This window comes from Serratia microhaemolytica, from assembly GCF_004011885.1.
Lineage (GTDB): Bacteria > Pseudomonadota > Gammaproteobacteria > Enterobacterales > Enterobacteriaceae > Serratia_G > Serratia_G microhaemolytica.
The window spans coordinates 13,899-29,859 of the sequence record NZ_SBEF01000027.1; the positions used below are offsets into that span (position 1 = coordinate 13,899).

At 48.2% G+C, this 15,961-nt stretch carries 11 protein-coding genes; 7 read left to right on the forward strand and 4 right to left on the reverse strand.

Annotated features, from left to right (window positions below; all coding sequences use genetic code 11):
* Positions 1-19: 19 nt before the first annotated feature.
* Positions 20-1,198: a formate-dependent phosphoribosylglycinamide formyltransferase gene (gene purT, locus EOJ37_RS09955; RefSeq protein WP_127959773.1), complete on the reverse strand. Its 1,179-nt coding sequence runs from the start codon at positions 1,196-1,198 to the stop codon at positions 20-22.
* A 424-nt stretch (positions 1,199-1,622) separates the two neighbouring features.
* Here purT and EOJ37_RS09960 point away from each other — a divergent pair, with 424 nt between their 5' ends.
* Positions 1,623-3,830: a DNA internalization-related competence protein ComEC/Rec2 gene (locus EOJ37_RS09960; protein WP_127959774.1), complete on the forward strand. Its 2,208-nt coding sequence runs from the start codon at positions 1,623-1,625 to the stop codon at positions 3,828-3,830.
* Between the two features lie 757 nt (positions 3,831-4,587).
* Here the strand turns inward: EOJ37_RS09960 and ydgT are convergent.
* Positions 4,588-4,803: a transcription modulator YdgT gene (gene ydgT / locus EOJ37_RS09965; RefSeq protein ID WP_127959775.1), complete on the reverse strand. Its 216-nt coding sequence runs from the start codon at positions 4,801-4,803 to the stop codon at positions 4,588-4,590.
* An 879-nt stretch (positions 4,804-5,682) separates the two neighbouring features.
* On the opposite strand from ydgT, the gene EOJ37_RS09970 reads away from it, so the two are divergent.
* Positions 5,683-7,275 (forward strand): ABC-F family ATPase, encoded by a 1,593-nt coding sequence (locus EOJ37_RS09970; RefSeq protein ID WP_127959798.1) that lies wholly within the window; start codon positions 5,683-5,685, stop codon positions 7,273-7,275.
* 145 nt (positions 7,276-7,420) lie between these two features.
* On the opposite strand, the gene moeB is transcribed toward EOJ37_RS09970, so the two are convergent.
* Positions 7,421-8,191 (reverse strand): molybdopterin-synthase adenylyltransferase MoeB, encoded by a 771-nt coding sequence (gene moeB, locus EOJ37_RS09975; RefSeq protein ID WP_127959776.1) that lies wholly within the window; start codon positions 8,189-8,191, stop codon positions 7,421-7,423.
* Positions 8,192-8,193: 2 nt separating this feature from the next.
* Positions 8,194-9,432 carry a molybdopterin molybdotransferase MoeA gene (gene moeA / locus EOJ37_RS09980; RefSeq protein WP_127959777.1) on the reverse strand — a complete coding sequence of 413 codons (1,239 nt, stop codon included), beginning with the start codon at positions 9,430-9,432 and terminating at the stop codon, positions 8,194-8,196.
* A gap of 403 nt (positions 9,433-9,835) precedes the next feature.
* On the opposite strand from moeA, the gene EOJ37_RS09985 reads away from it, so the two are divergent.
* From EOJ37_RS09985 to folE, 5 genes are all read left to right on the forward strand, one after another.
* On the forward strand, positions 9,836-11,707 hold the full coding sequence (locus EOJ37_RS09985) for a dipeptide ABC transporter ATP-binding protein (RefSeq protein ID WP_127959778.1): 1,872 nt from the start codon (positions 9,836-9,838) through the stop codon (positions 11,705-11,707).
* A 23-nt stretch (positions 11,708-11,730) separates the two neighbouring features.
* Complete coding sequence (gene gsiB / locus EOJ37_RS09990) at positions 11,731-13,269, forward strand: glutathione ABC transporter substrate-binding protein GsiB (RefSeq protein WP_127959779.1); 1,539 nt, start codon at positions 11,731-11,733, stop codon at positions 13,267-13,269.
* 101 nt (positions 13,270-13,370) lie between these two features.
* Complete coding sequence (gene gsiC / locus EOJ37_RS09995) at positions 13,371-14,291, forward strand: glutathione ABC transporter permease GsiC (RefSeq protein WP_127959780.1); 921 nt, start codon at positions 13,371-13,373, stop codon at positions 14,289-14,291.
* 9 nt (positions 14,292-14,300) lie between these two features.
* Positions 14,301-15,209 carry a glutathione ABC transporter permease GsiD gene (gene gsiD, locus EOJ37_RS10000; protein WP_206194045.1) on the forward strand — a complete coding sequence of 303 codons (909 nt, stop codon included), beginning with the start codon at positions 14,301-14,303 and terminating at the stop codon, positions 15,207-15,209.
* A 58-nt stretch (positions 15,210-15,267) separates the two neighbouring features.
* Entirely contained in the window at positions 15,268-15,924 is a 657-nt protein-coding gene (gene folE / locus EOJ37_RS10005; protein WP_420820631.1) for a GTP cyclohydrolase I FolE, read from the forward strand.
* The last annotated feature ends 37 nt before the right edge of the window (positions 15,925-15,961 follow it).

The following is a 15,961-nucleotide window of genomic DNA, read 5'->3' on the forward strand; positions in this document are numbered from 1 at the left end:
CTGCCGTATTGTCTGACGATCAGGCTAACACATCAACGGCCAGCGCGGCCTGTTTAGCGCTGGCGATCGCATGTTCAATCTGTGTGGCATAGGCGAGCGCTACCCCAAGTCGGCGTTTGCCATCAATATCTGGTTTGGCAAATAACCGCACTTGTGTCTGTGCAGTCAGTGCGTTTTCCAGGCCAGTGAAACGCAGATCGTTGCTGTGTAGTTCGGGCAAGATCACCGCTGAGGCCGCAGGGCCGAACTGACGAATTGTGTTAATCGGTAAACCAAGAAAGGCACGGACGTGCAGAGCAAATTCAGAGAGATCTTGTGAGATAAGCGTCACTAGCCCAGTGTCATGCGGACGAGGTGAGACTTCACTGAAAATCACTTCGTCACCACAGATGAACAGTTCGACGCCAAACAGCCCATAACCACCTAATGCCGTCACTACTTTTTCAGCGATCGATTGTGCACGTTGTAGCGCCAGTGCAGACATTTGCTGCGGCTGCCAGGACTCACGGTAATCCCCGTCCTCCTGACGGTGGCCAATCGGCGCACAGAAGTGTACGCCATCGATGGCATGGATAGTCAGTAGCGTGATCTCGAAATCGAATGCCACTACGCCTTCAACAATCACCTTGCCTCCCCCTGCACGTCCCCCCTGCTGAGCATACAGCCAGGCATCCTTTAATTGTTGTGGTGTGCGAATAAAGCTCTGACCTTTACCGGACGAGCTCATCACCGGTTTGACAATACAGGGGTAACCTATTTCTGCCACAGCCTGTTGAAAACTCTCTTCACTGGTAGCGAAACGGTAGCGTGACGTGGGCAGTTGCAAAGTTTCAGCGGCAAGACGGCGGATACCTTCGCGATCCATCGTTAACTTTGTTGCTTTGGCACAAGGCACAACACGTTGCCCCTGTTGCTCTAGCGTAACTAGCATATCGGTGGCGATCGCTTCAATTTCCGGCACAATATAATCGGGTTGCTCTTGTTTCACTAACTGCTGCAACGCATCACCATCCAGCATATTGATCACATAACTGCGATGGGCAACATGCATCGCTGGCGCATCGGCATAACGATCTACTGCAATGACCTCTAGCCCCAAACGCTGGCATTCAATGGCAACTTCTTTACCTAACTCGCCGGAGCCGAGCAGCATGATACGGGTGGCGGATGGGCGTAGGGCTGTGCCGATAGTTAACATAGTCTGGTACCTGAAATGGATCGAAGTGGAAGAGTGGAAATAATCGAGCGGCAGTATATACGAAAACGATTGCTTTCTTGTAGTCACTCAACATAACCAGCAAATACCATGCGTCAGAACACCGTGGATGAGAGTGGTTTAACACAGCTTAAAGCATCTGTTATGTGCTTGCTTAAACACATGCTGGCTGCCTGGCACAGTCGCAGTTGCTTAAGATAGTTAACTGGCTTTGCGTTGCTTATCACAGCGTGATTGCAACATAAGTTGTTTAGCCCAGTCAGATTGCACACTGCTTTGCGATGAACAAATTTACTGCTGGTGATGTTGTACCTGTACTTTAACATCGGTTGAAAATGGATCGCGCGGCAGGAGAACGAAAATCAGGATCTCAATCGACAGTCTAGCGCTCGCCTGGTTGTTGGGAATGTTACCACTGCTTTGGTTACCTCGATTACCGACACTGTCGTTATGGTTACTTGGTGGACTATTGCTGGTCGTATTGTGTTGGCGAGGGTCTCGCTATGGTTGCCAGCTCAGCCAACTATTGGCAGCGCTACTGTTCGGATTTATTTTTGCCACTGGCAGTGCCCAGTGGTTAATGCACCAAATTGCTAGCTTGGTGGAAGGGGGCGATAAACAGGTTATTGCTTCGGTAGAAAGCGTCAGATTTGTGGCACAACAGCAGACACTGGTGAAATTTCGTATTGAGCAGGTGGATCAGCGTTGGCTAATGCCGGCATTCAGTTTCAGTGCGGTGGCACCGGTGGTGGAAGTGTGTGCTGGCCAGCGCTGGCGAATGAAAGTCAACTTCCGTCGCCTGCACAGTAGCCTAAATGAAGGAGGATTTGATAGCGAGCGTTGGGCGATGGCTAATCGACAGCCATTGCGTGGCAGTATTCGTTCTGCTGAACTACTGGATACCAGTTGTGATTTACGTCAGCAGTTTATTCGCCATATTGATGCTCAAATCGAGAAATTAGCACAGCGACCCCTGTTGTTGGCACTGGCGTTTGGTGAACGGGGATTGATTGACAAATCGCTTCGCGAGCAGCTAGTAAAAACCGGGATCGCGCACCTGGTTGCGATCTCAGGCTTGCACATTGCACTGGCTGCAGCTTTTGCCTGGTGGTTGGCTCGCGCGGTACAGTTTTTTCTCCCAGCACACTATATTGGTTATCGAATGCCATTGTTAATGGGTTGGTGCGTCGCATTGTGTTACGTCTGGTTAGCAGGTGAACAGCTACCAGCGATGCGAGCGATGATTTCATTGTCGCTCTGGCTGTTGTTGCGGTTAAAAGGTCTCTGTTGTTCTGCTTGGCAGATTTGGCTGTGGTGTGTCTGTTTATTGTTACTGTTTGAACCGATGTCACTGCTTTCTGACAGTTTTTGGCTTTCGGTATTGGCTGTGGCGGCACTGATTTTCTGGTTTGAGTGGGCTCCACTACCGCGCCGTTTGCGTGCATCGTGGATTTGGGCACCGTTAGGTTGGCTACACATGCAGTTAGGGATGACGTTGTTGTTGTTGCCGCTACAGTTTACTCTCTTTCACGGTGTGAGTTGGAGTTCACTGTTAGCGAATCTGTGGGCAGTGCCGATTGTTTCGTTATTGACAGTACCATTGATTTTATCCTCACTGCTACTCAGTTTTGTACCGTGGCTCAGTGGGTTCGGTTGGCAGTTGGCTGATGTTAGTATTAGCTTGGCATTATGGCCACTGGATTGGCTACAGCAGGGGTGGTTACCGCTAGGTCGAGTAGCTTGGTTGTGGAGTCTTGTTGGCTGGTTGTTGGTACTTTGTTTGCGTTTACGCTGGTGGTATTCACATCCGATCGGTTGTTTCACGTTGTTACTCTGTTGCTGGTTCTGGCGCGAACCGCCGGTCGAGTATCGCTGGCGGGTAGATATGCTGGATGTCGGTCATGGCTTGGCAGTGCTTATTGAGCGCGATGGTAAAGGCGTTATCTATGACACCGGCGATCGCTGGCAAAATGGCAGTGCAGCAGAGCGCTTTATTTTGCCATTTTTACATTGGCGACAAATTTCATTGCAACATATCTTCATTAGCCATAGTCATCAAGATCACATCGGGGGACTGCAACTATTATCACGGGCATTTCCACTGGCTCAGATACACAGTCCACTGAGTAATTCAGGCCATCAACCCTGTATCCAAGGGCAACATTGGGTTTGGCAGGGATTAGATTTTGATATTTTATGGCCGCCCAAGTTGGTCGCTGAGGCCGGTAATGCACATTCTTGTGTGTTACGGATTAATGATGGCAACTTTAGTCTGTTACTCACCGGTGATATTGAAGCAGAAACCGAAAGAGCATTGTTAAAACAGCGAAAACTACTGCCGACAACGGTGTTGCAGGTTCCCCATCATGGCAGCCGAACCTCATCTTCAGCGCCTTTTTTAAGAGCTGTAGCACCTAAAGCTGCGGTGGCTTCTGTTGCACGCTATAACCGTTGGCGATTACCAGCAGATAGAGTTGTCAGTTTATATCGTCAAAATAAAATAACTTGGTATGATACTTCACTAATGGGGCAGTTAAGTCTATTTTTCTTTGCGAGCCATTGGGAGATTAAGCGATTGCGTAGTGAGATCACGGTACGCTGGTGGCATATATGAGAAGAGATAAATGGCTTTAATTTTTGATTGATGGCAGGTGAAGCTATTTTAAATCCGAATTTAATCGAAAATATAACACATGACTGATAAATGAAAATCACCGCTGATGTTTTTATCTGTTTTACCAAGAGAAAATATATTGGCAAGTCACAAAAAGACCATTCGATGATAGAGAAGATCCAGTAACAAGTTAAAGATTATTGCTTACATTACGGGTGCTGTTCTTGAACCGAGCGCCAATAAAGAAGGTGTGGTGAAGCAGACAGCATAATGCTAGCCGAGGCTGTTATTGATAGCCAGGCAATCTCTTTACAATACAGTAAGCTGCTGCTGAAGTCGGCAAAGTGTCTGGCGATAGAAAAAGTATTGTTAGTGTGGTTTATCGGGCTTTTTTGTTAGTTAATGAACGCATTATAAAGCAAATAGCTTGTTTTTATATTATTGATATTTATGGGTCTTTTGTTTCTCTTGCACTGTGGCAGCATTATCATCAACACTGCCAACAGCGCTGGGGCAATATAAGAGCATACAAGAAATGCGTGTTACTGGTGTAAAATTAACATGCTCTCTATGTTGTCATAAAATAAAACATTTCTGCTGCTGGCGATAACCTGATAGTCATCAGACAGAATGAGAAGCAAGTAAAGGTAACAAACAAAAGTGAGTTACGAGCAAACAAAACTAGCTATGGTCATTTTTGTTAAAAATATGATTAAAAACAGATTGATGTAAATTTATATGTCATTGAATGCGGGAATTAAAAAACCTGTGCCCAAAGCGACTTAGGAACTTTACCGAGATCAAACAGTTTGCCAGAAACTAACTCTGCACGTCGATGGTCTGCTGCACGATACATATTGCTGATTTCATGATCATCAGTCAGTGAATATTGCAGCTTTTCATAGAGTTTTTCTAAACTGTCCAAGTTGGAACACTTACGAAATGTCATAAGATAATCAATGGTGCTTGTCATGGTTAAAATATAGCCTACAAAAGATACATGGTTTACAAAAAGCATCCTCTGCATAGCGCTTGCGCCTGTGCAAAGATATGCCATCACGTAAAAAAGAACACGAATAAACTACACATAAGGACAATAAAACAGCCAGTGCGCTAGTCGCTATATGAATGATAATCTCTAGAGTCCATTTCAGCAATATTTCTGACCATATAAACTGATAATAAAATCGTTCAAACGGTGTTGATATAACCTCGCCCAGGATCAAAATAAATAAATTTAATTTAAAAGCAGCAGGTTAGGGTTGTTATGTAAGCGTTTTTGTAGATATGTGTTCATTTCTGTATGCTGCTATTTAGCATGCTCGCAGTGCCTGTAGTGGCTTTGTTATCCTTATCGCGCTAACTATCTAATTATAATGGATGATGTTGAGCACTATTTTCATAGTGCAATATGTTAGGAAAAAATAGCTTTTAGACTATTATTTTTTTGTTTTTGCTAAACTCAGTATTATTCAATTGGTTTTCTTGGGTATTGCTTAAAATGTATCGCTTTTTCTGCTGAGATTTGTAATCGGTTAGATTCTGTTTCAGTCGTGGGGATGTGAGTCGTTTGAACATAGACAGTGTGCAGGCAGTACACCCTACAGACAATGGGCGTAAATGAGGTGTTGTGGCTTAGCGGAGGATAGCGTAGTGACAAAAAAGCTTGTGATCGGGGAGAACGGTTAGTGATGTTGGGCTGATGAGCAATGTACCACACCAAGGTGACGAAGAGATGTTCGTAGCAAGGCGCGATGATCAACTTGCAAAGAGTCTCACACTAGGTGGCGATCCGGTGGTGGGGTTATGGCATAATGCCGCAGAAAATAACATCACTGAAAGAGTAAATCCTTTGTTATCAACAAATAATGTAACAATGCAGTTTGGCAGTAAGCCACTGTTTGAAAATATCTCGGTTAAATTTGGTAGCGGTAATCGTTATGGATTGATTGGTGCTAACGGTTGCGGTAAGTCAACACTCATGAAAATTCTGGGTGGTGACTTAGTGCCGAGTGCCGGTAATGTCAGCCTTGATCCGAATGAACGGTTGGGGAAACTACGCCAGGATCAATTCGCTTTTGAACAGTTTAGCGTATTAGACACCGTGATTATGGGGCATCATCAGTTGTGGCAGGTAAAAGAGCAGCGAGATCGACTGTATGCATTGCCCGAAATGAGCGAGGAGGATGGTTACCGAGTCGCTGATCTTGAAGTCGCTTATGGTGAAATGGAGGGTTACAGCGCTGAAGCACGTGCGGGTGAATTGTTGATCGGCGTAGGGATCCCGGTTGAGCAACATTACGGCTTGATGAGCGAGATCGCGCCCGGTTTTAAGTTACGGGTGCTGTTGGCACAAGCGCTGTTCTCGGAGCCAGATATTCTGTTGCTTGATGAGCCAACCAATAACTTGGATATTGATACCATCCGCTGGTTGGAACAGGTACTCAACGAACGTAACAGCACCATGATTATCATCTCGCATGATCGTCACTTTCTGAATATGGTCTGTACCCACATGGCTGATTTAGACTACGGCGAATTGCGTATCTATCCAGGCAATTACGATGAGTATATGACTGCGGCGACCCAGGCGCGTGAGCGTCTGCTAGCGGATAATGCCAAGAAAAAAGCACAAATTAGTGAGCTACAGTCATTTGTCAGCCGCTTCAGTGCTAATGCTTCGAAATCTAAACAAGCGACCTCTCGCGCACGCCAGATTGAAAAAATCCAGTTGGAAGAAGTTAAAGCATCGAGTCGACAGAATCCGTTTATCCGTTTTGAGCAGAATAAAAAACTGTTCCGTAATGCGCTGGAAGTTGAAGCACTCAGCAAAGGTTTCGATGGACATCTGTTGTTCCGTCAACTCAACCTGATGCTTGAGGTGGGCGAAAAAGTCGCCATTTTAGGTACCAATGGTATCGGTAAGTCCACGTTATTGAAGACATTGATCGGTGAACTTAACGCCGACTCAGGCAGCGTAAAGTGGTCGGAGAATGCCAATATTGGCTACTATGCCCAAGATCATGAATATGAGTTCGATGATACGCTGACGGTATTTGAATGGATGAGTCAGTGGAAGCAGGAGAGAGATGATGAACAGGCTGTACGTAGTGTACTCGGACGGCTGCTGTTTAGTCAGGATGATATCAAGAAGCGTGTCAAGGTGTTATCGGGTGGTGAAAAGGGGCGGATGCTGTTTGGTAAACTGATGATGCAACGGCCGAATATTCTGATTATGGATGAGCCGACCAACCATATGGATATGGAATCGATTGAATCACTGAATATGGCTTTGGAACTGTATGAGGGCACGTTGATTTTTGTTTCACATGATCGCCAGTTTGTCAGTTCACTGGCAACGCGTGTTCTCGAAATGACACCAAGTAAAATAATCGACTTTACTGGCAGTTATGAGGATTACCTGCGTAGCAAGGGCATTGTTTAATAAGGGCATTGTCTAATAGAACGGTTTGTACAACCATAGCGGTTGACAGCAAACAGGGCATTCAGGTATGCCCTGTTTGTTAGTCGGTTTTATCACTCAGTAAAGTGGCAGATGCATTCTGCGAATAGCAGAAGCGGTCGATAGGTTACAACGCTGAGCTAGCGCTTTCGCAACAGACTTCACATCCACGGTTTTTCGGCAATTTGATGGTACGAAACTGCATATTCATGGCATCAAATATCAATAATTTACTCAGTAGCGGTTGACCATAATCGGTAACTAGTTTGATTGCTTCAATGGCTTGTAGGTTGCCGATCACTCCCACCAGTGGTGCCATAACGCCGGCCTCAACACAGCTCAGTACATTGTCGCCAAACAGGCGGCTAAGGCAACGGTAGCAAGGCTCATCCTGCTGATAGGTAAAGACACTCAATTGCCCCTCCATGCGGATGGCTGCACCAGAAACCAGCGGTTTGCGTAACTGGTAGCAGAGACGGTTGAGTAAGTTACGTGTTTCAACATTATCGGTGCAATCGAGTACCACATTGCAAGCAGCAATTTGCTCCCTCATCTCAGATTCGGAGAGTTGTTTTGCAATGGTGTCGATTACAATATGGGGATTGATCGCGTGGAGTGCAGCGCGCGCTGAGATCACTTTATCGCTACCGATATCAACATCATGATGCAATATTTGCCGCTGTAAGTTAGAGAGCGTAACGGTATCAAAATCGACCAATGTCAGATGTCCTACGCCAGCAGCGGCTAAATAGGGAGCCGCTGCACAGCCTAATCCTCCCAGCCCGACAATCAGTAGCCGTGCTGCCTTGAGCCGCTCCTGTTTTTCAAAGTCGAAACCACGCAGCACAATTTGGCGGTTGTAACGTAGTGCTTCTGCATCGCTCAACGCTGGCAACATGGTTAGCTCCTCAGCAGGTTATTGAACGGCTCAATAGTGACCGTTTCGCCAGCGGCAACCGCACCTCGCTCACGCTCAAGCACGATAAAGCAGTTTCCTTGGCTGTAGGAGCTAAATATGTGTGAACCTTGGTGGCCTGTAGAAGTCACTTCTAACTCGCCCGCCGCATTGTGGCGGAAGATGCCGCGCTGGAAATCGAGGCGGCCTGGTGTTTTCTTCAGTGCGGTCAAACTGCGTGCAGTAAGACGCATCGGGGGTTGCCAATGGCTATGGCCGGCTAGCTTTGCCAATAGCGGTTGAACTAACTGGTAGAAGGTGAGCGTTGCCGAGACTGGGTTTCCCGGTAGTCCACAGAACCAGGCATGTTGCAGTTTACCAAAAGCAAACGGTTTGCCTGGTTTGATCGCCAGTTTCCAGAAACTGACTTGACCCAGTTCATCTAACATCTGTTTGGTATAATCCGCTTCCCCGACTGAGACACCACCGCTGCTGATCACTACATCAGCTTCATTGTCGGCACGGAGAAATGCTGCACGCAGTGTGGCGGGATCGTCAGGAATAATCCCCAGATCGATAATACGGCAGCCCAGTTGTTGCAGCATTAAGCGCACATTAAAGCGGTTTGTGTCATAAATCTGTCCGGGTTGTAATGGCTGCCCGATTGATTGCAGTTCATCACCGGTTGAGAACAGTGCCACGGTGAGTGGCTGTAGCACTTGCACTTCAGCAATACCGAGTGAGGCTAACAGCGGTAGTTCAGCCGGGCCGAGTTTGACGCCAGCAGCCAGTACACTGCTGCCTAGCTGGATATCTTCACCAGCTAGGCGAATATTTTCTCCGACAACTGCTGGGCGGGTAAAACGGATACCTGATGCGGTAACTTCGGCAAGCTCCTGCATGATAACGGCATCCGCCCCAGCTGGAATAGGCGCGCCGGTCATGATACGGATGCAGCTATTGGCTGGCCATTCACCGTCAAAGGGGGATCCGGCAAAAGCTTTACCCGCAATTGGCAGAGGTTTGTTGTCTGCCAATTCTGCGACACGCACGGCGTAGCCATCCATCGCAGAGTTAGCAAAAGGGGGAACATTGAGTGGTGAGATGACCGGTAATGCGGTAATGCGCCCACTCGCACATGCTAGCGCAACAGTTTCACTCTGTTGCAGCGGTGTAATTTGCGCCATCATTTTTTCTAGCGCCTGCTCAAGTGTGATAAGCCCAGAACTATCGCTATGATCCATAAAACAAGCCCTCATCATCAGTGTCCGTTAAACAGTGCAACAAATTGGCGTTATTATGGCAGATAAGCACAGCTTAGAGAATCCAGAGTGCAGTTTGCTCCAGAGGGCTGACAGTGAATTGACGATAGTGTCTGCCGGTGATTGTTATACGATTAAAGATCGAAACTGCACAAAATGTTATAAACAAGATACCTTTAATGCTTTCTTGGATACTTTATGCTTTACACCGTGTTACAGGCTAAATATAGTCTCAACAGATCAGATAATTGCTGTCCAGATAGTGGCAGAGCAGATAAAAGTAACCGCTCTTCTAAATCAGATTGTGAACACAATGAGTGTGCAGAAGGTTTCAGCATGTTGAGATGTTATTCAGTGCGATAACGGGCGGGGTTCAGGAGAGAATATGTCAGACAGTGTCTTGCCACACTCAGCAGAATTATTGCTACCAGCACAGCGTGTGTTGGCCGTTTCTGGGCTTAACGTGCAGTTTCAGCGTGAAAATAGCGTGATTGACGCTGTGCATCAGCTCTCTTTTACGGTTGATCGAGGTGAGACACTAGCGATTGTCGGGGCTTCCGGCAGTGGCAAATCGGTCACTTCGCTCGCGTTGATGCGTTTGGTCGAACAGGGCGGTGGGAAGATCACTCACGGTGAGATGCTGTTTCGCCAGCGTAATGGTCAAGTGGTGGATCTGGCTACGGCTCGAACAAAAACAGTGCGCGCATTACGCGGTGCTGATATTGCAATGATCTTCCAGGAGCCAATGACCTCGCTCAATCCGGTGTTTACCGTTGGGGAGCAGATTGCTGAATCCCTACGCCTGCACCAGGCAATGGATCGTCGTTCGGCACTCAGTGAAGCGTTACGAATGCTTGATCTGGTGCGTATTCCCGATGCTAAAAGTGTGTTAGGCCGTTATCCACATCAGCTTTCTGGCGGAATGCGTCAGCGGGTAATGATTGCTATGGCACTGTCGTGCAAACCGGCTTTGTTGATTGCTGATGAACCAACCACCGCACTTGATGTCACCATCCAGGCGCAAATTTTACAGTTGATCCGCCTATTGCAGCAGGAAATGCAGATGGCGGTGATTTTTATCACTCACGACATGGGGGTGGTTGCCGAGGTGGCCGATCGTGTCTTGGTGATGCAGCAGGGTGTCGCGGTCGAACAGGGTGAGGTGCATACACTTTTTAGTCAGCCACAACATGTTTATACCAAAGCATTGTTGGCAGCGGTGCCACAATTGGGCGCAATGAGCGGCAAAGCGCTGCCAGAAAAATTCCCACTGGCCGATGATGCAGAGCCTTCACGACCACAAGATACGGTAGAGGTAGGTCGACAGCCAGTATTACGGGTGGAAAATTTGGTCACGCGCTTTGAGATACGCAGTGGGCTGTTGAACCGCGTGACACACCGAGTTCACGCAGTGGAGAACATCAGCTTTGACCTCTATTCTGGCGAGACGTTAGGTTTGGTCGGCGAGTCGGGCTGTGGTAAGTCAACTACTGGGCGCTCACTGTTGCGTCTGGTGGCGAGTCAGCAAGGGAGCATTACTCTGGCAGGAAGAAAGATCAACCAGTTAACGGTTACTGAGTTACAGCAGTTGCGACGCGATATTCAGTTTATTTTCCAAGATCCCTATGCTTCGCTTGATCCACGGCTAACGGTCGGTTTTTCCATTATGGAGCCGCTGCTTGTTCACCGTGTGCTGGATCGGGCACAGGCGGAGCAACGTGTGGCCTGGCTGTTAGAGCGTGTCGGGTTAACGCCTGCAGACGCGCGGCGTTATCCTCACCAGTTTTCCGGTGGACAGCGTCAGCGGATCTGCATTGCGCGGGCATTGGCACTGAACCCTAAAGTGATCATTGCCGATGAGGCTGTTTCAGCGCTCGATGTGGCGATACAGGCACAAATCGTTAATCTGCTGCTTGATCTGCAACGTGAATTTGGCATGGCACTGCTGTTTATTTCCCACGATATGGCAATTGTCGAGCGGATTTGCCATCGGGTTGCGGTGATGTATCTTGGGCAGATTGTCGAAATCGGCCCTCGGCGTGCGGTGTTCGAACAGCCGCAACACCCTTATACGCGTAAGTTGATGTCAGCAGTACCGGTTGCGGATCCTGATCGGCGTAAGCCACCACAACTGTTATTGACCGATGAGATCCCAAGTCCGGTACGAGCACTAGGTGATGAACCAGTTAGTGCTCCACTAGTACAGGTCGGTGAAGGCCATTTTGTTGCACGTCACCTTGTTGGCGGCGCCTTTTAGTTTAACTTCAGGAGAGAAGCGTGATGATCACCAAGCAGAGATTAAAACAGAGCCGATTAGCGACACTGCTGTTGCTGGCGGCAGTTAGCCCAAGTTGGGCGGCAAAAGACATTGTTGTTGCGGTTGCGTCAAACTTTACCACTCTCGATCCTTACAATGCTAACGACACGCTGTCACAAACCATCGCCAAGTCCTTTTATCAAGGGTTGTTTGGATTCGACCGTGATCTGAAAGTGGTCAATGTGCTTGCTGAGAGTTACCAAACCAGCAGCGATGGATTGCGCTATACCATCAAGTTGCGTCCTGGTGTGAAGTTTCATGATGGAACGGTATTTGATGCCCAGGCGGTGAAAGCCAATCTGGATCGTGCCAGTGATGCTGATAACCATCTCAAACGCTATAACTTGTTTAAAATGATCGAACGTACCGAGGTGCTGGAACCGAACACGGTTCGTATTGTGTTAAAAGCACCATTCTCGGCATTTATCTATAGTCTCGCCCACCCGGCTGCGGTGATGATCTCACCTGCAGCACTGCAACAATACGGTAAACAGATTGGCTTCCATCCGGTTGGCACTGGGCCTTACCAGTTTGTTGATTGGAATCAGACTGAGTATGTCAAGGTTAAGCGCTTTGAGGGGTATTGGCAGCCAGGGTTACCGAAACTTGACAGTATTACTTGGCGACCGGTAGTCGATAACAATACCCGTTCGGCGATGTTGCAAACTGGAGAGGCGCATTTCGCTTTTCCAATCCCATATGAGCAGGCTAAGTTACTGGAGAAAAATAGCCAGTTGCACTTGGTGGCTGCACCATCAATTTTGCACCGTTATATCAGTATCAATGTCACACAGAAACCGTTCGATAATCTGAAGGTGCGTCAGGCACTGAACTATGCAATTAACAAAGAGGCGTTGATCAAAGTCGCTTTTTCTGGTTATGCGGTCCCAGCACAAGGGCCACTGCCGGCAGCGATTGATTTCTCTGCCCGTTATCAGCCCTGGCCGTACGATCCTGCTAAAGCGCGTGCATTATTGAAAGAGGCGGGGTATCCCAACGGCTTCACGACTACGCTCTGGTCTTCTCATAATCACAGTACGGCACAGAAAGTATTGCAGTTTACCCAACAGCAATTGGCTCAAGTGGGCATTAAAGTCGCTGTGCAGGCTATGGATGCAGGCCAGCGTGCTGCCAAGGTGGAGAGCGTAGGTGTTGAAGAGACAGGTGTTCGGCTGTTCTATACCGGGTGGGCGGCATCAACCGGTGAGGCTGATTGGGCACTTGCACCGCTGTTTGCCACTCAGGCGGCACCACCCAAGCAGTTCAATACCGCGTTCTACAGTAACCCTGTGGTTGACAGCAATTTGAGTGCCGCATTGGCGACTCATGACCGTGCTCAAAAACAGGCACTATACCAACAGGCACAAGATCGCATCTGGGCTGATGCACCGTGGATTTTTCTGGTCACTGAGAGACTGTTATCGGCAAATAGTAAACGGTTGAGTGGTTTTTATGTGATGCCAGACACTTCATTCAGTTTTGAACAGGCTGATTTACAGTAACCAGCTGATCTCTCGGTTAGATGTAAAAATTGCCGGAAGTGTTATTGATTGGTGATGCTGTTGTAGGGTGAGGAAGTCAGTATGCGGGGACGTTGTCAGTAATGTTGAACTATTTTCTCAAACGGTTGTTAGGGCTGGTGCCAACATTGCTGATTGTTGCGGTGTTAGTGTTTCTTTTTGTTCACTTGTTGCCGGGTGATCCGGCTCGCTTATTAGCCGGTGCGGATGCTGACGAGACAGTAGTGCAACTGGTACGTCAGGATTTGGGCTTGGACAAGCCGCTGCTACAGCAGTTTTTCCAGTTTTTTATCAATATGCTACATGGCGATTTTGGTGTTTCGCTGGTCTCTAAGCGACCGGTTAGTGAGGAGATCGCCACCCGTTTTCTGCCGACGCTGTGGCTGACAGTGAGCAGCATGGCTTGGGCGATGCTGTTTGGTATGACAGTGGGTTTAATCTCAGCAGTGTGGCGTAACCGTTGGCCAGATCGTCTTGGCATGACACTGGCGATCTCTGGGCTCTCATTTCCTTCATTTGCCTTAGGCATGTTGTTGATGCAGATCTTCTCGGTCAACCTTGGCTGGCTGCCAACAGTGGGCGCGGATAGCTGGCAGCACTACATTTTGCCTTCGTTGACATTGGGGGCAGCAGTGGCAGCGGTGATGGCACGTTTTACGCGGTCGTCATTTGTCGACGTGATGCAGGAAGAGTATATGCGCACGGCACGGGCAAAAGGTGTGGCTGAATTTTGGGTGATAGTGAAGCATGGATTGCGCAATGCGTTGATCCCACTAGTGACTATGATGGGGCTACAGTTTGGTTTTTTGCTTGGTGGCTCGATTGTGGTTGAGAAGGTGTTCAATTGGCCTGGGCTGGGTCGGTTACTGGTCGATTCTGTTGAAATGCGTGATTATCCGGTGATCCAGGCAGAAGTGCTGTTGTTTTCGCTGGAATTTATCTTAATCAATCTCTTGGTGGATATGCTCTATGCAGCAATCAACCCAACCATTCGCTATCAATAGGTAGGCGGTATGTTGAAGTATTGGCGGCGAGTCGCTGCACTTAAAGCAATGCCTGTGCTGAATCAACATCGGGTGGCAACACCTTGGCGTGAGTTTTGGCGACGATTCCGGCAGCAGCCGATTGCGATGTTGTCAGCGGCGTTCATTCTATTGCTGGTGATGGCAGCGCTGTTTGCACCCTATTTATCCCCTTATGATGCAGAGAACTACTTTAACTACGACCGACTCAATGAGGGACCTTCGCTTGAACACTGGTTGGGCGTTGATGCCTTGGGACGGGATATTTTTAGCCGCATCCTGTTTGGGGCGCGTATCTCGTTGACCGCAGGTGTCGGCTCGGTTCTGGTTGGTGGGGCGATTGGTACCCTACTGGGGTTGTTAGCCGGTTATTACCAGGGATGGTGGGATCGTATTGTTATGCGCATCAGCGATGTGTTGTTCGCTTTTCCAGGCATTTTGCTGGCAATAGCAATTGTCGCGGTGATGGGAAACGGCATGGCGAATGTGATTATCGCGGTAGCAATCTTTAGCATACCGGCATTTGCCCGCTTGGTGCGCGCTAATACGTTAGTATTGAAACAGTTAACTTATATTGAATCTGCCCGTAGCATTGGTGCGAGTGATGGGCTGATTATTTGGCGGCATATTTTGCCAGGAACGCTATCATCGATTGTAGTCTATTTCACCATGCGGATTGGTACCTCGATTATCACCGCAGCCAGCCTCTCTTTTCTTGGCTTGGGGGCTCAGCCACCGACCCCAGAGTGGGGGGCGATGCTGAATGAGGCGCGAGCAGATATGGTAATCGCGCCTCATATTGCCATTTTCCCGAGTTTGGCGATTTTCCTCACCGTTTTGGCATTTAATCTGTTGGGTGATAGTCTACGCGACGCACTGGATGCAAAGTTGCAACGGTAATTGCGTTGGGGTGTGTGCTGTCTGACACTGGTTTTGGTCACAAAAGATGGGAGATAACATGTTAACTAATGAGGCAGTACAGGTACATGCCGCACTGCAGGCACGCGGTTTGGAAACCCCTCTGCGCGGGGAGGTACTGGATCGGGAACAGCGTAAACAGCGTATTGCGCAGCATATGCAACAGATCATGCTGTTACTTGACCTTGATCTCTCTGATGATAGCCTGGCAGAGACGCCACATCGTATCGCTAAAATGTATGTTGATGAGATCTTCTCGGGGCTTGATTATGCTAACTTTCCCAAAATCACCGTCATTGAGAATAAAATGAAGGTAGATGAGATGGTTACTGTGCGTGATATCACCTTTACCAGTACTTGTGAGCACCACTTTGTCACCATCGATGGTAAGGCTACGGTTGCCTATATCCCTAAACAGACAGTGATTGGCTTATCAAAAATCAACCGTATTGTGCAGTTTTTCGCGCAGCGTCCGCAAGTACAGGAGCGTTTGACGCAACAGATCCTGGTAGCGCTGCAAACGTTGTTGGGAACGAACAATGTGGCGGTCTCCATTGATGCGGTTCACTACTGTGTCAAAGCCCGTGGTGTACGCGATGCAACCAGTGCGACAACCACCACCGCACTCGGTGGGTTGTTTAAATCGAGTCAGAATACGCGCCAAGAATTTCTGCGTGCTGTACGTCATTATGGCTAATCCCAGCTTATTGTTATCGACCCAGGTAATATGGCTA